The following is a 15937-nucleotide window of genomic DNA, read 5'->3' on the forward strand; positions in this document are numbered from 1 at the left end:
GCGGGCGGGACGATCATGCCGTCGTGTCACCCGTTCACTCCGGGTCGGCGACTCCGACCAACGCCGGCCGCAGCAACCGCTCCCCCACCAGGTAGCCCCGCCGCATGACCTGTACGCAGGTCGGCTCGGTGACCTCGGCGGAGGTCTGGTGCGTCACCGCCTCGTGCTGGGTCGGGTCGAACGGGTCGCCCTCGGCGCCGAACGGGGTCAGCCCGAACTTGCCGAGCGCGGTGGTGAGCTGCTCCGCCACCGATCCGAACGGTCCCACCAGGTCGCCGTGCTCACGAGCCCGGTCCAGGTCGTCGAGGATCGGCAGCAGCGCGGCGAGCACCGAGCCGGTGGCCTGCTCGGTGACGAGCGCCCGATCTCGGTCAACCCGCTTGCGGTAGTTGGCGTACTCCGCGGTCACCCGCTGTAGGTCCCGAGTCCGCTCATCCAGATCGACCCGCAACGCTTCCAACTCCGCACCGAGTGAGGTCGCCGTGGCGGCGTCAACCGGCTCGGCCGGCGCGTCCACCACCGGTGGGTTGGCGGACGTCTCCTCGGTGGTCTCGGCCTGAATCTCGTCAACCACGACATCCGCCTCCTCGACCAGCCCGGCTGCCGGGACGTCCGACCCGGCGTCGGCGGCGGTGGCGTCCGAGCCGGAGCCGGCGGCATCCGCGGCGGTGCTCGCCGTGTCCGAGCCGGAGCCGGCCGTATCCGAGGCGGTGCTCGCCGGGTCCGAGCCGGATTCCGCGTCGGCGGCCTCCGAGCCGGACCCCGTGGCATCGCGGATCTTGCGGTTGTCACGGATCACGACCCGCGGCTCCGCACCGGCATCGCCGGCGGAGGCGGAGCCACCCGGCACCGACCCGGCAGCGTCCGGGTCGGTGGCTCGTGGCTTGTCCGTCATACGGCTACCTCATCCCTGTACGTGGAACCCGTGTCCGAGAACGGTCACTTCTTGTCCTTGTCCTTGTCCTCGTCCACGATCTCCGCGTCGACCACGTCGTCCGGGCCGCCGGCCTGAGCACCCGCCTGAGCACCCGCCTGGTCGCCGGCCGCACCGGCCTGCTCACCCTGCTGCTGGGTGTAGAGCTGGGAGCCGGCCTGCTGGGAAACCTGGGCCAGCTGCGCGTGCGCAGACTTGATCTTCTCGATGTCCTGACCACCGAGGGCGCTGCGCAGCTCGCCGAGCGCCTCGTTGATCTGGTCCCGGGACTCGGTGGGCAGCTTGTCGCCGCTCTCGGCGAGGAACTTCTCGGTCTGCCACTGCAGTGCCTCGGCCACGTTGCGGGTCTCCGCCTCCTCCCGCCGCAGCTTGTCCTCCTCTGCGTGCTCCTCGGCGTCCCGACGCATCCGCTCGATGTCCTCCTTCGGCAGCGAGGAGCCAGCGGTGACCGTCATCTTCTGTTCCTTGCCGGTGCCGGTGTCCTTCGCGTGGACGTTCACGATGCCGTTGGCGTCGATGTCGAAGGTGACCTCGATCTGCGGCATGCCGCGCGGCGCCGGCGGCAGGCCGGTCAGCTCGAAGGTGCCGAGCTTCTTGTTGTAGGCGGCGATCTCCCGCTCACCCTGGAAGACCTGGATCAGCACGGACGGCTGGTTGTCGTCGGCCGTGGTGAAGACCTCGGAACGCTTGGTCGGGATGGTGGTGTTGCGCTCGATCAGCTTGGTGAAGATGCCCCCCTTGGTCTCGATGCCGAGACTCAGCGGGGTCACGTCGAGCAGCAGGACATCCTTGACCTCGCCCTTGAGCACACCGGCCTGCAGGGCGGCACCGACGGCGACGACCTCGTCCGGGTTCACGCCCTTGTTCGGGTCCCGGCCGGTGAGCTGCTTGACCAGCTCGGTCACGGCCGGCATCCGGGTCGAGCCACCGACCAGGATGACGTGTTCGACGTCGGCGACCTTGATCCCGGCGTCCTTGACGGCCTGCTCGAACGGGACCTTGCAGCGGTCCAGCAGGTCCTGCGTCATCCGCTGGAACTCGGCGCGAGTGATCGTCACGTCGAGGTGTAGCGGGCCGGCGGCACCAGCGGTGATGTACGGCAGGTTGATGTTGCTGGTGGCGGCGGCGGACAGCTCGATCTTGGCCTTCTCCGCCGCCTCCTTGAGGCGCTGCATCGCCATCTTGTCCTGGGCGAGGTCGATGCCGTGCTCACCGTTGAAGGTCTTGACCAGGTGGTCGATGATCCGCTGGTCCCAGTCGTCCCCGCCGAGGAGGTTGTCGCCGCTGGTCGACTTGACCTCGATGACGCCCTCGGCCAGCTCCAGCAACGACACGTCGAAGGTGCCGCCGCCGAGGTCGAAGACCAGAACGGTCTGCTCCTTGGAGCCCTTGTCCAGCCCGTACGCCAGGGCGGCCGCGGTCGGCTCGTTGACGATCCGCAGCACGTTGAAGCCGGCGATCTCACCGGCCTCCTTGGTGGCCTGCCGCTGGCCGTCGTTGAAGTACGCCGGAACGGTGATCACGGCGTCGGTGATCTGCTCGCCCAGGTACGCCTCGGCGTCCCGCTTGAGCTTCATCAGCGTACGAGCCGAGATCTCCTGCGGCGTGTACTTCTTGTCGTCGATGTCGACGAACCAGTCGGTGCCGATCTCCCGCTTGACGGACCGGATCGTCCGGTCCGGGTTGGTCACCGCCTGCCGCTTGGCGACCTCACCGACGAGCACCTCGCCGTTTCGGGCGAAGGCGACGATCGACGGGGTCGTCCGCGAGCCCTCGGCGTTGGCGATCACGGTGGGCTCACCGCCCTCCAGGACGCTGACGCAGGAGTTCGTCGTGCCGAGGTCGATGCCGACCGCACGTGCCATCTTCGCTTCCTCGCTTCGTTCGATTGAACCGTTTACGGGCGCCGCCGCAGCGCATCCCGCACAAGTTGAGTGGACCGGACTCAATACTGCCATGCCGTCGGCGATCGTCAAGTCGGGGTTGAGCGTACCCGGCGCAAGTCACTCTTCGTCGCCGCATGGTCGCCCGGCCTACCACCCCGACTCCATCCCCAAGCCGGCCGCGACCTGGGGGCGCGGGACCTATCGGGGGTGGTGGGACGCCCGGCCGCTTCCGATGCCACCGTGGGCGGACAGCAGCGTAGGGTCGGTGGATGGGAACTGCGCAGACCCCCTACGACGCGGTGCTACACGCGGCTCGGGATGTGGCCGAGCTCGACAACGCCCTGGACGCGGAGCGGCTCGGCGCGGCGTTGCTGGGCAGCGTCTACGCGGTCGCCGAGGCCCACCGAGACGATGCCGTCCGCGCCTTCGTCCGCGACTTCCTCGCCGCCACCTCCCGCCGCCGGGCGGCGGCGGCCACCACCATCCGCTCGGTCTTCGCCGCGTTGGTGCCGGACGCGCCCGGGGCCGACCGGGTCCGGCCGGGCGCCGCCGCACCCGCCTGGTCGGGGCAGCTCGGCCGGGTCCACCTCACCGGCTGCTGGGCGTACGGGGACGTCTTCGGCGACCAGACCTCCTACCTGGCGACCTTCGCCTACGACGATCCGGCGGGCGGACCGGAACACGCCCTGGTGGCACTCGTGGACCACAACATCGGCATCACCAAGGACATCTTCGTCGGTGGCCCACCGGCCCGGGTCCTCGACCAGATCCGCCAGATGTGCGCCGAAGACGAGCTGACCTGGTTCCGGGACGAGACACCAGCCGCCATGCACACCGAGGTGAGCCGGCATCTGGCCATCACCGACGAGCTCAGCGAGCTACCCGGAGAAGGGTCCCTCGCCACCGACCGCGCCCTGGTCGGGGCCCGACTCACGTTGCTGCCAACCAGCCGGGCGACAGCAACCCAGCAGCGGGCGGAGCCACTCACCACGGCGGAGCGGACGGACCTGATCCGGCGGTTCCTCGCCGCACCGGAGGCCGCCCAGCTCGGGCTGGACTCCCTCGACGACGATCAGCTGGCCTCCCTGCACTTCTGCCTCGGGCTGCTGCTGGATCACACCGCCACCTTCACCGACCCCGACCCGCTGCGGTGGAGCCCGACGGTCGCCGGGCTGTTCCTGCTGGACTGGGTGCACCGGCGGGCCGTCCTGGACATGGACGACGCGGCGCTCCTACCACGGGTGGTGCGGGGTTGGGCGGCGTACGCGGGCCGCAGGCGAGGGCTGTCAGCATCGGCGACGGCCCGCACCAATGCCGCTATTGATGAGATGGTGCCGGAATTCGCCCGCCTCTACAGCACCGGCGAGCGGCGCAGCCCGGCGACCGCGGCGGTCGCGCAGTTACTCGCGGACGGCGTCAACCCGGACGACCCGGCCGCACTCGACGCGTGGATCGAGGCGAACCGACACCATCTCACCGACGAAGGGTCCTGAACACCGGCCCTCACACGAACGAAAGGCCCGCGACGCATCGGCCTCCCACCTCGAACACACTGATGCCGAAGGCTTTGACGCACATCAAAGCCTTCGGCACCAGTTGGGGGGCTTGGTTGAGCAGCTCGGCCTACGGTCCGTTGACCTGGCCGGGCCGGCCCTGACCAGCGGCCGAAGCGTCTCAGGCGACCAGGCCGGGGACGGCGGGGTCCTTCGGGTTGGGACCGAAGCGGTTCGGACCGGGCTTGCTGTCCTGCACGTAGAAAATCAACAGGACAATCCCCCCGACAATCGGGATCAGCGCGAGCAGCAAGAACCAGCCGGAACGATCGGTGTCATGCAGACGTCGCACGCTGACCGCGAGTGACGGCAGGATGAGTGCCAGGCCCACGATCACGGCAATGTAGGAGCCGCCCGCCTCACCACTAAGGCACGCCGCCAGGAAACCGAGGATGGAGTGGAAGAGATAAAACCACCAGTATTCAGAACGACGAGCCCGCCCACGGAATCCGAGGTACTGGGTAAGTACTGAACGAATGGCATCGACAAACGACACAATAGCTCCAAATTAATTAGGTGAAATCAGCTGGACTGGCCAGACGATCTTGCCATAGCCGCCACCAACTCCTGCAACCGGAATACCGAAAGACCGATTCAGAGCCACATCCATGACCGGGGAGCTATCTGAAATATGACTTTGCCGCGAGCAATGTTACAAATACGCAACACAGATACCGATATCAATTGTCCATTAATGAATAAGACCTGACCTACACCTATAAAGGTGCAAAAATCCGGTAACTGGCACGCTGGGGCGATGTTCGACGCGCATGGGGAGAGGGCGTGGGGGACGGATAGAGCGCAGGGGAGGGAGGCGACACAACGGATGGCAAGGGTGATGGGGGCGGCGAGACCGCTGGCGTGGACGACGGCGGCGAGGACCGGTCAGCCGACGGGGGCATGGTGGCCGACGGAGGCACCATGGCCGAGCCAGCACCGGCCGCGGCGAGCAGCGGCATAGAAGCGGTCCCGGCGAGCAGCGCCATCGTGAACAGGTAGCCGCGGGAGGAACGTGCGCCGCTGGGGGCACGGTGAGCGCCGACGAGCCGTCGATAGCCGGGAGCCGAGCGGTGCCGGCCGGCAGGGAGAGGGCCCGCCGCGTCACCTGCCTCGGACACGCCACCCTCCTCGTCGTCCTCAGCCAACGGGAGTGACCCCGACCGGGCAGCCTCGGCGCTGGCAGTACCCTCACTCTGAGGTAGTAACACTGCGTATAACAATTAGCACAGCGTGTCGACACGCCAATACGCCAGGAGTGGCACGAACCGTCCCGGTTGGCGTTGCACCACTGCCGTCGACACTCGGGAATCCGGATAACAAAGCGGGCACCCGGCCGGACGCGGCCGGGCCGGACTGTGGGCGTGCTCACGTGTGATGCGAGTATGGACCACGACGGCAACGCAGCCGGACCTCCGCGCACCCCGCAGGCGGTACGGCTGGACGCCGGCGCTCCCGAACCGGATCCACTCCCCTGGATCCGGCTCACGCCGCGCGGCAACCCTCACCGGGGCTAGGCGTGGCCGCCAGGATCTTGTCCGGCAGCAGTCGGGCAGGCGCACGAGTTGCGCGCCGTCGGGTTACCCCCGACGCCGACGCAGACACGACAGGGAGAGACGGATGGCAAAAGGCGACCCCGGGGTCAGCACCCGCGGCCGGCGGGCCGTACCCCGATCCAGGAAGGGCGCGACCGGCGACCCCGAGCTGGTGCAGCTGCTCACCCCCGAAGGTGAGCGCATCGAGAGTGTGACCGGGCCGGACGGCACCGAATACCGGGTCGACTTCACCGACGAGGAGTACCGCAGCTTCTATCGGGACCTGGTGCTGGTGCGGAAGCTGGACGCCGAGGCGACCGCCCTGCAGCGGCAGGGCGAGCTGGGCCTCTGGGCGAGCCTGCTCGGCCAGGAGGCGGCCCAGGTCGGTTCCGGTCGGGCGCTGCGTACGCAGGACATGGCCTTCCCGACCTACCGGGAACATGGCGTCCTCTACTGCCGGGGCATCGACCCAATCATGCCGCTGGGCCTGTTCCGCGGAGTCGACCAGGGCGGCTGGGACCCGAACGAGTTCAAGTTCAACATGTACACGATCGTGATCGGGGCGCAGACGCTGCACGCGACCGGGTACGCCATGGGCATCACCATGGACGGCAAGACCGGCACCGACGAGGGCGAGGCGGTGATCGCCTACTTCGGTGACGGCGCCACCAGCCAGGGCGATGTCAACGAGTCGTTCGTCTGGGCCAGCGTCTTCAACGCGCCGATGGTCTTCTTCTGCCAAAACAACCAGTACGCCATCTCGGAGCCGCTGGAGCGCCAGACGCGCATCCCGCTCTACCGGCGGGCCGCCGGCTTCGGCTTCCCCGGCGTCCGGGTGGACGGCAATGACGTACTGGCCAGCTACGCGGTGACCCGGCACGCGCTGGACAACGCGCGACACGGGCAGGGGCCGAGCCTGATCGAGGCGTACACCTATCGGATGGGGGCGCACACCACCTCCGACGACCCCACCCGGTACCGGATCGCCAGCGAGGTCGAGGCCTGGCAGGCGAAGGATCCGATCGCCCGGATGAAGGCCTTCCTGGAAAAGCAGAAGATCGCCGGCGACGACTTCTTCGCCGAGGTGGACGAGCAGGCCAAGCGCGAGTCGGTGCACCTGCGCGAGCGGGTGCTGGAGATGCCGAACCCGGAGCCGAGCAGCATGTTCGACCACGTCTACCCCAACGGATCGCCCCTGGTTGACCAGCAGCGGGCGCAGTTCACGCAGTACCTGGAGTCGTTCGAGGGGAGCGCGCACTGATGGCCACGGAGACCCTCACCCTCGGCAAGGCCCTCAACGCCGGCATGCGCAAGGCCCTGGAGGACGACCCGAAGGTCGTGATCATGGGCGAGGACGTCGGCAAGCTCGGCGGCGTGTTCCGGATCACCGACGGGCTGCAGAAGGACTTCGGCGACCAGCGGGTGATCGACACCCCGCTCGCCGAGTCGGGCATCATCGGCACCGCGGTCGGCCTGGCCATCCGCGGCTACCGGCCGGTCTGCGAGATCCAGTTCGACGGTTTCGTCTACCCGGCGTACGACCAGATCGTGTCGCAGGTGGCGAAGATGCACTACCGCTCCCGCGGCAAGCTGAAGATCCCGATGGTGATCCGCATTCCGTTCGGGGGCGGCATCGGGGCGGTGGAGCACCACTCCGAGTCGCCGGAGGCGTACTTTTCGCACACCCCTGGGCTCAAGGTCGCCACCTGCGCCAACCCGCAGGACGCGTACGTGATGATCCAGCAGGCCATCGCATCGGACGACCCGATCGTCTTCCTGGAGCCCAAGCGCCGCTACTGGGAGAAGGGCCCGGTCGAGGTCGACCAGCCGCTCCCGGAGGCCTACCCGCTGCAGGCCGCCCGGGTCGCGCGGCCCGGCACCGACGCGACCCTGATCGCGTACGGGCCGATGGTGCGTACCTGCCTGGACGCGGCGACCGCCGCCGCCGAGGACGGCCGTGAGCTGGAGGTCATCGACCTGCGCACGCTCGCCCCGCTGGACCTGGGCCAGGTGTACGAGTCGGTGCGCCGCACCGGGCGGGCCGTCGTGGTGCACGAGGCGCCGTCGAACATCGGCCTCGGAGCCGAGGTCGCGGCCCGGATCACCGAGGAGTGCTTCTACTCCCTGGAGTCTCCGGTGCTGCGGGTTACCGGCTACGACATCCCCTACCCGGCCTCCCGGGTGGAGGAGGAGTACCTGCCCGACCTCGACCGGGTGCTCGACGCCGTCGACCGCACCTTCGGCTGGTGAGCGAGATGTCGCGAGTCAAGGAATTCAACCTGCCCGACCTGGGCGAGGGCCTGACCGAGGGGGAGATCCTCAGCTGGCTGGTCAAGGTCGGCGACACGATTGAGCTGAACCAGCCCATCGTCGAGGTGGAGACCGCCAAGGCGGCGGTCGAGATCCCGGCGAAGTGGGCCGGCCGGGTGCAGTCGATCTTCCAGGCGGAGGGGGCGACCGTCGAGGTCGGAACGCCGATCATCGCGATCGACACGGATCCGACCGCCGGCCCGCTGGAGACGCCGGAGCCGACCGACGACGCCGCGAAGGCCTCGTCGGCGGCGGGGGAGCCCGCCAAGGGCTCGGCCGAGTCCGGTCAGAACGGCGATGCCGCGTCCGGTGGGCGCACTCCCGTGCTGGTGGGCTACGGCCCGCGTACCACCGCCGCGAAGCGCCGCCCCCGCAAGGGTGTCGCTCCGGCCGCGCCAGCCCAGGCCGCCCCCGTACCCGCCCAGCCGGCTCCCGTACCGGCCCAGCCGGCTCCCGTACCGGCCCAGACGGCTCCCGCGCCGGCGGCCAGCGGTCCGCGTGCCACCGGCAACGGGCACAGCGGTCCGGCCGGTGGCGCTCGGGTGCTGGCCAAGCCCCCGGTACGCAAGCTCGCGAAGGATCTCGGCGTCGACCTGTCCACCCTGATCGGGTCGGGTCCGCTCGGCTCAATCAGCCGGGAGGACGTACGGCAGGCGGCGAGCGCCACCGTGACGACGGCGCAACCGCTGGCGGCGGCCGCGGCGGTCGGTAGCCCGGCGGCGAGCGTTGGGGCGCACCGCGAGCAGCGGATCCCGGTCAAGGGGGTCCGGAAGCTGACCGCGGAGAACATGTCCCGCTCGGCGTTCACCGCGCCGCACGTGACGGAGTTCCTGACCGTCGACATGACCCGGGCGATGAAGGCCCTGGACCGGCTCCGCCAGCGGCGGGAGTGGCGGGATGTTCGGGTCTCCCCGCTGCTGCTGGTCGCCAAGGCCGTGCTGTTGGCGGTCCGGCGGCACCCGATGGTGAACTCGACCTGGGCGGGCGAGGAGATCGTCGTCAAGGACTACGTCAACCTCGGCATCGCGGCGGCGACCGAGCGTGGCCTGATCGTGCCGAACGTGAAGGACGCGGGGCGGCTCACCCTGCGGGAACTGGCGGACTCGCTGACCGATCTCGTTCAGACCGCCAAGGCCGGAAAGACCTCACCGGCGGACATGTCCGGTGGCACGTTGACCATCACCAACGTGGGGGTCTTCGGCGTGGACACCGGTACCCCGATTCTGCCGCCGGGCGAGTCGGCGATCCTGGCCTTCGGCGCGGTCCGCAAGATGCCGTGGGTGCACAAGGGCAAGGTCCGGCCCCGCCAGGTCACCACGCTGGGGCTCTCGTTCGACCATCGGATCATCGACGGGGAACTCGGGTCGCGCTTCCTACGGGACATCGGCGACTTCCTCGCCGACCCGGAGGCGGCGCTACTCGCCTGGACCTGACCGGTAGCGATCGGCTGATCCACTGACGGCCGGTGTGCCCGGGGTTGACGCCCCGGGCACACCGGCCGTCACCTTTGGCGAGACACCTTCGGTCAGACAGCTTACTTGCCTTAGATCGTTCGGCTCGTGTCCGAGCTCACCTAAGAATCGTTGGCGATCTCGGACTCGGTTGCGCTTCAATTGGTGTCAGCAGGGGCTAACGACAACCGAATAGCCAGGAGTGAGACCCCATGAGCATGATCGACCGATTCCGCAACCGTCGCGACGCCAGCCGCCGCGCCCGTGCCATCGAGCGCGCGCTGCGTTCCGCCAATTCGCCGGCGGTCCGCGACGAGATCCTCACCATCGCGCAGCGTCAGATGTACTGACCCGCCCACGACTTTTCTCGCCTCCTCCCAGAAGGCCCGTCCGGCTCCGCCGGACGGGCCTTCGCCGTTCGGCTGCGCGCACGCGTCGACCGGGTCCTGTGGCGGCTGACACCGGGATTTCGCCGTCACCCGTCGCCCGGTACGGTGGTGTTCGGTCGTCGCCCGCCGATGCGGCAGGGCGGTTCCGGATCGAACCCAATCGAAACCGCCCGGCAACACGGAGTAGCGGCCCGACGCTCCCGAAACCTCCCTTCAGGAGGACCGGATACGGTGCGGAGAGCGGCCGGGGCGCGCGGACCGGCGATGCCGGTTGCCGTGTCGCGCACCGGCGTCCGCGGCCGAAGCTGATGGAGGAGGCGCACGCATGACGTCCGAAGGCACGCACCACCCCGGCCAGCAGCCGGAAGAGGCGTCGCCGGGCGCTGGCGGACCGACGCCATATGGCGACCGGCCGGGGCAGCAGGACAACGGATACGCCGCGGGGCAGCCGGACCTGGGCTGGGCGCCTCCGCCCCCCGCCCACCCCAGCCCGCCCGGGCCCGCCTGGGCAACCGAGGCACCACCGGTCCCCGCGAGGGGCACCGCCGCGCCACCGGAACCGCACATGACGCCCGCTTCGGCGGGATGGGCCCCGGACCCGGAGATGTCGCAGCCTGGGCCGGGACGCGGCGGCCCACCGGAGGCGGCTTGGGCCCCGCCCCAGTCCACCGAACCGGCCTGGACGCAGCAGCCGCCCCCGGTCATCCGGGCCACCGCGCAGGTGCCCCAGCCAGCGCCCAGCCAGTCCATACCGGACGCCCCCGCGGCGAGCGGCCGGCCAGCGCCGATCCCCGAGTGGAACGTCGGAGCCGGCCAACCAGATCCGGCACCGTCGGGCGGCTGGGCACCCGAGGCAGCCGCTTGGGCGCCCGGAAGTCCCGCTGTCGCCACCAGCAACGAGGGCGGCTGGCAGCCCGGGGAGCCGCCGTCGAGCTTCACCGGCACGGCTACGCCCGGCGAGCGCCCCACACCGCCCTGGGTACCCGCACCACGCAGCGCGGCCGATGGGTTGAACATGCCCGGCGTCGAACCGTGGGCGCCGGAGGAGGCCTGGGGTAACGCCGAACGTTCGGCGGCTACCGGGCAGGAGCCGGCCGCCCCCGAGGAGCCTCCGGCCTACCAGCCAACGCTGGGCCCCGGCATCTCTCCCGCCAATGCGGTCCCGCTCCCGCCGCAGGAGCAGCGGATACCCGGCGCCAGCCTGGCGGCCAGCCCACCGGCCGACTTCGCTGTGCCACCACCGGCCGACTTCGCCACGCCACCACCACCGGCCGCTGTGCCACCACCGGCTGGATTCGCCGCGCCGGCCGATTTTTCCGCGCCGCCGGGCGCCCCGGAACCTGCTCGCCCCGACCCTGGATTCGAGGCGGACCAGCACGGATGGCCCCCGCCGGCCGGACCGGGCGAGCCCTCCGCGCCTCCGGCGGTGCCCGCGCCGCGCACGTCCCCGGAGCCCGCCGATCAGCCCGCACCCCCGGCAGTGTCCGGCGGTGTTTCGGCCAGCGCCGCTGTGCCGCTGGGCAACCGGGTGACGCCTCCGGTCGACCCGGCCCAGGTAGCCCCCGTGTCAGCGCCACAGCCACGCGTGTACGGCCGACCCGCGCCGCCGGAGCCAGCCGAGGTCGACGGCTACCAGGCCGACCCGCAACGATTCACTCCGGAGAGTCCGCCGGAGGACGGCCAAGACACTGGGCTCGACGCCAACCGTGGCTTCGGCCCAGCCAACGAACCCAGCCCCGGCAGCGGCTTCGGTTCGGACGGCGGCTTTAGTTCGGACGGTGGCTTCGGTCGCGGCAGCGAGGAACGCCCCGCCGGCTACGCGCCCGTCGTACCAGCTCCCGCGGCGCCCTTCCCGCCGAACATCCCCGCCTTCACCGACGCCCAGGCCAGCGACCGACCGGTCAATGGCACCCGGCCACATCCGGGCGAGGAACGCCCCGCCGATCGATTCGGCGAACCGGTGACGGGTGCCGCCAGCGTCAACAGCACCACCGCCTTCGCCCCGCAACCCGAGGCAGCGTTCCCACCACCGGCGCAGCCCCCGACCCCGGCTTGGGACCAGGCCCAACCCCCGGCCCCGGCCTGGGGCCAGGCCCAGCCCCCAACCTCAGCCTGGGACCAGGCCCAGCCGCCAGCGCAGCCCTCAACCCCATCCTGGGACCAGAATGGCTCGGCCAGTTCGGACGCGGACCAAAGCCGCTTCGACGCGTTCCAACCGATCGCCGAGCCAGCTGCCGATGCGCCTGTTCCAAAGGTCCGTAACGGCCGGGTGTTGGCTGCGGTGCTCGTCGCCGCGGTGCTGATCCTGGCCATACCGCTGGGGCTGCTCATGCTGCTCGGCAAGATCGGCGGGAACGATTCGGCACAGAGCTTCAACCCGGCAGTCGGAAGCTGCGTCAAGCAATCGGGGAACACAGGGGAAGCGGTGGACTGCGGTGACGCCGAGGCACACACAGTCGTGTCGAGAGTGAACTCCGAGGAAGAGTGCCCGGGGCCGAAACTGATCCTCTCGGGCTCCGGCAACGACCGGGTGCTCTGCCTCGAAAAGACCAACTGAACAGCCCGACCGATGGTGGGGCCACATGTCGACTGTGGCCCCACCATCGGTCGTTTCAACAGAAACAGGGCAGCTACAACGTCAGCCAGCAGTACTGCCACTGGTTGAAGCGGCGTAGCTATCCGCTGAGCTTGGGATACCCGCGATGCGCCGACCAGTCTTCGGCGAGGAGCGCCATGAGGTGAGCGTCGACCCAGTCGCCCTGCCAGTGCAGTGCCTGGCGCATCGTACCTTCGTGGACGAAGCCGACCTGCTCGTAGACATGCCGGGCCCGCGGGTTGAAGGCGAAGACCTCCAGCGTCACCCGATGCATGCCAACGGTCCCAAAGGCATGAGACAGAACCAGGCGGGTGGCCTCGGTGCCGTAGCCACGGCCAAAGACCCGAGGGCCCACCAGCGCGATCCGGAACGAGCAGGACCGATTGTCGGCATCCAACTCGTTCAGGACCACCTCCCCCACGTAGCTGTTGGTGCGTTGTTCGACGATCGCCAGATCCAACCGGTTGTCGTGCCCGGCGCGAGAGGAGTACCACTGCTCGGCGCGTTCCAGCTCCGTCCCGGGACACGCCTGGCCATGTGTTCCGGTCAGCCGCCGAACCTCGGGATCGCTCAGCATCTCGACGAGCCCCACGGCGTCGTCGGCAGCGACCGGACGTAACAGCACCCACTCTCCGACCAGGGTTGGCTTGACAGCGAACGAGGGGATGAGAGACGCCATGGCAACGATCATGTCGCGACATACGGCCGCGCCGCCAATAGGTTTGTCCTCAACACGGAGGCACCGCGATGAGGTCTCCGCACCGCCCGTGAGCATGTAATCCAGCGCACCCGAAGGGAGATCACCCAGGCCGAAGGAGCCCGCCGGCGCAACGACGAACGCGCCCGCACGGGGGATGGTTGGTAGCCGCTCGGCCGAACTACTAGACAAGCAGTCATCTCATGGATCTAATTCGCCTGGTGACCAGCTGCGCATCCATGAAGGAACCTCGGTACGTCCGCCACACGTCCTTGCCCAGTCCGGCCGCAGCACAGTGAAGGTACATCACCTCAACTGTGGGAGCATGCGGGCGTTCCATCTGCCTTTGGTGTGCCACGTGCTACTCGTCGAGGCCAACAACGGCCTGGTCCTCATCGACACCGGCTATGGTCTCGGCGACATCGCCGACCCCAAGGGCCGGATAGGTCCGGTACGGCACATCGTGCGGCCCGTACTCGATCCGGCGGAGACAGCCGCCCGTCAGGTCGAACGGCTCGGTTTCCGACGTGACGACGTACGGCATATCGTCGTCACCCACTTCGACCCCGACCACATCGGCGGCCTCTCCGACTTCCCGCACGCGGCTGTTCACACCACCGCCGATGAGGTGCTCGGTGCGCAGAACCCACCGACCCGGCGCGAGAGAAGTCGGTTTCGCCCCGCCCAGTGGGGGCATGGTCCACGAATCATCGAACATGGTGCGGCGGGAGAACCGTGGCGTGGCTTCGCAGGGGTGAAGCCGCTGGATGAGATAGCGCCCGGGATTGTCCTGATCCCGCTGCCCGGTCACACTCGCGGTCACGCCGCCGTAGCGGTCGACGCGGGCGACCGGTGGCTGCTGCACGCCGGTGACACCTTCTATCACCCCGGCAGCATCGGTGGGGCTGGGGGCACGCCGTTCGTCCTGCGGGCGCTGGAAACTCTCGCCGCGTTCGACCGAGAGCGGGTACGCGAGAACCACGCCCGCCTCGCGGCCGTGCGGGCTCGCGCGGAACCGGATCTGGCCCTGTTCGCCGCACATGATCCGGGGGCGTTCGCCATCCTTAGCTCGGGTGGCCAGGAGCGGGGTCAATAGCGAGCGATTGGCGTTCTGTTGGTTCCTGCCGGACGTCGCGACAAGCGGTAGGTGGCCCGACGACGACGCGCCCGCCCCGCGAGGGGACGGGCGCGTCGCGTATCGGTGGTCGGTCAGTCGCGTCCTGGGAGTTGGGCGATGAACGCCCGCCACGACGCCGGCCCGAAGAGCAGCGCCGGGCCGGTCGGATCCTTGGAATCCCGGACCCCCACCACACCGGGCAGATTGTCGGCGACCTCGACGCAGTTACCGCCGTTGCCGCTGCTGCGGCTGCTCTTACGCCAATGTGCCCCGGTCAAGTCCATGATTCAGCCACTTCCCTCAGAAGATCAACTGACTGCCAGTGGGACAACGCCTCACCCCGCACGTTCTCCCACACCTCCAGTATCGCCGCTACGTCGTTCGGGGTGCTAACCATCTCTCCCTCCAGCTGGCTGTCCAGGTAGACCGCCATCCGATGGTCCGCACCGGTGCCGATGACGAACGGCCCGTTGAGGCCCGCGTAGGCACCGACGGTCAACGGCACCACGTGCAACCGGACGTGGGGGGCCGCGCACGCCGCCAACAGCGCAGACACCTGCTCCCGCATCGTCTCCCGGCCACCGACCGGGCGCCGGAGGGCGACCTCGTCAACCACGGCCGCGAACTGTGGCGGGTCCTCCCTGGTGAGGATGGCCTGGCGCGAGAGCCGGGTGGCGACGAGCCGGTCGACCGCCGTGCGCCCCCGCAAACCCCCACTGGACAGCACCGCGCGTGCGTAGGCCTCGGTCTGCAGCAAACCCGGCACAACAACGGACTCAAATGACCGCAGCGACGTCGCCTCACGTTCGAATTCCTGCCACGGGCGGAACCAGATCGGATTGCGACGTCTCGAAGTGTCCGGCCAGATGTCTTCCTTGTCCACACCGAGCGCATCCGCCGCCGCCGTACGGTGCGCCGGGTGCGGAACATGATCCTTTACGAGCCACCGCGTCGTCGTTTTCCGGTCGACCCCGACCCGTTCGGCGAGCGATTGAGCGGTGTGGCCAGCCTCGTTCATGGCCAGCCGAAGTGCCTCGTTCATGGGCCCCTCCGGAAGGCATTTCGGATGTCTTCGGACCATACGTCGATGGGGTTTTACTGTCCACTACTGATAGCCAGACTGATTCCGCGAAACGGCGTGAGCCGGTGGAGGTCCTATCCCGCCGGAGGCGCTGTCGGACCGCCCCCACCCGTGGGGCGGTCCTCCACCAACACCAAGGAGACCAAATGCGAATCCGCTGGTTCCGTCGGCGTCAGAAGAACGCCGCACCGCCCCGCCCGCACGGCACAAACGCGCCGTACCGCGCCCCAGCCCTGGGCCCGAGCCGCCCAGCGAATCTGCCGGTCAACCTGCCGGCGTGGATGACCCAACCCACCCTCGCCGAACCCCAACCCGGACGCGTCGGCCGGCTCACCCCCGCCCAACAATGGCGCGCCAACGGAGGCCGCTGGTGAACCCCCACCACCTCCCC

At 69.3% G+C, this 15937-nt stretch carries 14 protein-coding genes and 1 pseudogene; 9 read left to right on the forward strand and 6 right to left on the reverse strand.

What is annotated here, in order from left to right; genetic code table 11:
* Nucleotides 1-34: 34 nt before the first annotated feature.
* Both grpE and dnaK read right to left on the reverse strand, forming a co-directional pair.
* The gene (grpE, locus tag B118_RS0115510) at nucleotides 35-895 is read right to left on the reverse strand and encodes a nucleotide exchange factor GrpE (RefSeq protein ID WP_028192995.1); all 861 of its coding nucleotides are present in this window, start codon (nucleotides 893-895) and stop codon (nucleotides 35-37) included.
* A 44-nt stretch (nucleotides 896-939) separates the two neighbouring features.
* Complete coding sequence (gene dnaK, locus B118_RS0115515; protein ID WP_028192996.1) at nucleotides 940-2799, reverse strand: molecular chaperone DnaK; 1860 nt, start codon at nucleotides 2797-2799, stop codon at nucleotides 940-942.
* Between the two features lie 290 nt (nucleotides 2800-3089).
* Between dnaK and B118_RS0115520 the strand changes: the two genes are divergently transcribed.
* Nucleotides 3090-4313 (forward strand): hypothetical protein, encoded by a 1224-nt coding sequence (locus tag B118_RS0115520; RefSeq protein WP_018811883.1) that lies wholly within the window; start codon nucleotides 3090-3092, stop codon nucleotides 4311-4313.
* A gap of 181 nt (nucleotides 4314-4494) precedes the next feature.
* On the opposite strand, the gene B118_RS28360 is transcribed toward B118_RS0115520, so the two are convergent.
* The gene (locus tag B118_RS28360; RefSeq protein ID WP_043541408.1) at nucleotides 4495-4869 is read right to left on the reverse strand and encodes a DUF805 domain-containing protein; all 375 of its coding nucleotides are present in this window, start codon (nucleotides 4867-4869) and stop codon (nucleotides 4495-4497) included.
* A 287-nt stretch (nucleotides 4870-5156) separates the two neighbouring features.
* Between B118_RS28360 and B118_RS33670 the strand changes: the two are divergent.
* From B118_RS33670 to B118_RS0115560, 6 genes and pseudogenes are all read left to right on the forward strand, one after another.
* Nucleotides 5157-5372: pseudogene (locus B118_RS33670) on the forward strand (hypothetical protein).
* A gap of 618 nt (nucleotides 5373-5990) precedes the next feature.
* Nucleotides 5991-7166 (forward strand): pyruvate dehydrogenase (acetyl-transferring) E1 component subunit alpha, encoded by a 1176-nt coding sequence (pdhA, locus tag B118_RS0115540; RefSeq protein WP_018221791.1) that lies wholly within the window; start codon nucleotides 5991-5993, stop codon nucleotides 7164-7166.
* Nucleotides 7166-8155 carry an alpha-ketoacid dehydrogenase subunit beta gene (locus tag B118_RS0115545; RefSeq protein WP_018221792.1) on the forward strand — a complete coding sequence of 330 codons (990 nt, stop codon included), beginning with the start codon at nucleotides 7166-7168 and terminating at the stop codon, nucleotides 8153-8155. The genes pdhA and B118_RS0115545 overlap by 1 nt, the downstream gene beginning before the upstream one ends.
* Nucleotides 8156-8160: 5 nt before the next feature.
* Entirely contained in the window at nucleotides 8161-9648 is a 1488-nt protein-coding gene (locus B118_RS0115550; protein WP_026270784.1) for a dihydrolipoamide acetyltransferase family protein, read from the forward strand.
* 230 nt (nucleotides 9649-9878) lie between these two features.
* Nucleotides 9879-10016: a hypothetical protein gene (locus tag B118_RS32415; RefSeq protein ID WP_018221794.1), complete on the forward strand. Its 138-nt coding sequence runs from the start codon at nucleotides 9879-9881 to the stop codon at nucleotides 10014-10016.
* A gap of 364 nt (nucleotides 10017-10380) precedes the next feature.
* The gene (locus B118_RS0115560; protein ID WP_026270783.1) at nucleotides 10381-12612 is read left to right on the forward strand and encodes an LppU/SCO3897 family protein; all 2232 of its coding nucleotides are present in this window, start codon (nucleotides 10381-10383) and stop codon (nucleotides 12610-12612) included.
* Nucleotides 12613-12730: 118 nt separating this feature from the next.
* On the opposite strand, the gene B118_RS0115565 is transcribed toward B118_RS0115560, so the two are convergent.
* Nucleotides 12731-13342: a GNAT family N-acetyltransferase gene (locus tag B118_RS0115565; RefSeq protein WP_018811880.1), complete on the reverse strand. Its 612-nt coding sequence runs from the start codon at nucleotides 13340-13342 to the stop codon at nucleotides 12731-12733.
* 301 nt (nucleotides 13343-13643) lie between these two features.
* On the opposite strand from B118_RS0115565, the gene B118_RS0115570 reads away from it, so the two are divergent.
* Entirely contained in the window at nucleotides 13644-14444 is an 801-nt protein-coding gene (locus tag B118_RS0115570; RefSeq protein ID WP_026270782.1) for an MBL fold metallo-hydrolase, read from the forward strand.
* A 113-nt stretch (nucleotides 14445-14557) separates the two neighbouring features.
* Here B118_RS0115570 and B118_RS0115575 read toward each other — a convergent pair whose 3' ends face one another.
* Nucleotides 14558-14749 (reverse strand): DUF397 domain-containing protein, encoded by a 192-nt coding sequence (locus tag B118_RS0115575; protein WP_018811878.1) that lies wholly within the window; start codon nucleotides 14747-14749, stop codon nucleotides 14558-14560.
* Nucleotides 14740-15507, reverse strand: coding sequence for a helix-turn-helix domain-containing protein (locus tag B118_RS0115580; RefSeq protein WP_018811877.1), 768 nt, complete (start codon nucleotides 15505-15507; stop codon nucleotides 14740-14742). Before B118_RS0115580 ends, B118_RS0115575 begins: the two co-directional genes overlap by 10 nt.
* Nucleotides 15508-15692: 185 nt before the next feature.
* Between B118_RS0115580 and B118_RS30505 the strand changes: the two genes are divergently transcribed.
* Complete coding sequence (locus tag B118_RS30505; protein ID WP_080645039.1) at nucleotides 15693-15920, forward strand: hypothetical protein; 228 nt, start codon at nucleotides 15693-15695, stop codon at nucleotides 15918-15920.
* Nucleotides 15921-15937: the final 17 nt, after the last annotated feature.

The organism is Salinispora pacifica CNR114 (assembly GCF_000514775.1).
GTDB classification, from domain to species: Bacteria; Actinomycetota; Actinomycetes; order Mycobacteriales; family Micromonosporaceae; genus Micromonospora; species Micromonospora pacifica.

Excerpts from the sequence above, each read along its gene's own strand:
- B118_RS0115560 (WP_026270783.1), top strand. The coding sequence starts at position 10,381 with ATGACGTCCGAAGGCACGCACCACCCCGGCCAGCAGCCGGAAGAGGCG.
- pdhA (WP_018221791.1), top strand. The coding sequence starts at position 5,991 with ATGGCAAAAGGCGACCCCGGGGTCAGCACCCGCGGCCGGCGGGCCGTA.
- grpE (WP_028192995.1), bottom strand. The coding sequence starts at position 895 with ATGACGGACAAGCCACGAGCCACCGACCCGGACGCTGCCGGGTCGGTG.
- B118_RS30505 (WP_080645039.1), top strand. The coding sequence starts at position 15,693 with ATGCGAATCCGCTGGTTCCGTCGGCGTCAGAAGAACGCCGCACCGCCC.
- B118_RS0115550 (WP_026270784.1), top strand. The coding sequence starts at position 8,161 with ATGTCGCGAGTCAAGGAATTCAACCTGCCCGACCTGGGCGAGGGCCTG.
- B118_RS0115520 (WP_018811883.1), top strand. The coding sequence starts at position 3,090 with ATGGGAACTGCGCAGACCCCCTACGACGCGGTGCTACACGCGGCTCGG.
- B118_RS32415 (WP_018221794.1), top strand. The coding sequence starts at position 9,879 with ATGAGCATGATCGACCGATTCCGCAACCGTCGCGACGCCAGCCGCCGC.
- B118_RS0115565 (WP_018811880.1), bottom strand. The coding sequence starts at position 13,342 with ATGATCGTTGCCATGGCGTCTCTCATCCCCTCGTTCGCTGTCAAGCCA.
- dnaK (WP_028192996.1), bottom strand. The coding sequence starts at position 2,799 with ATGGCACGTGCGGTCGGCATCGACCTCGGCACGACGAACTCCTGCGTC.
- B118_RS0115580 (WP_018811877.1), bottom strand. The coding sequence starts at position 15,507 with ATGAACGAGGCACTTCGGCTGGCCATGAACGAGGCTGGCCACACCGCT.
- B118_RS0115545 (WP_018221792.1), top strand. The coding sequence starts at position 7,166 with ATGGCCACGGAGACCCTCACCCTCGGCAAGGCCCTCAACGCCGGCATG.
- B118_RS0115575 (WP_018811878.1), bottom strand. The coding sequence starts at position 14,749 with ATGGACTTGACCGGGGCACATTGGCGTAAGAGCAGCCGCAGCAGCGGC.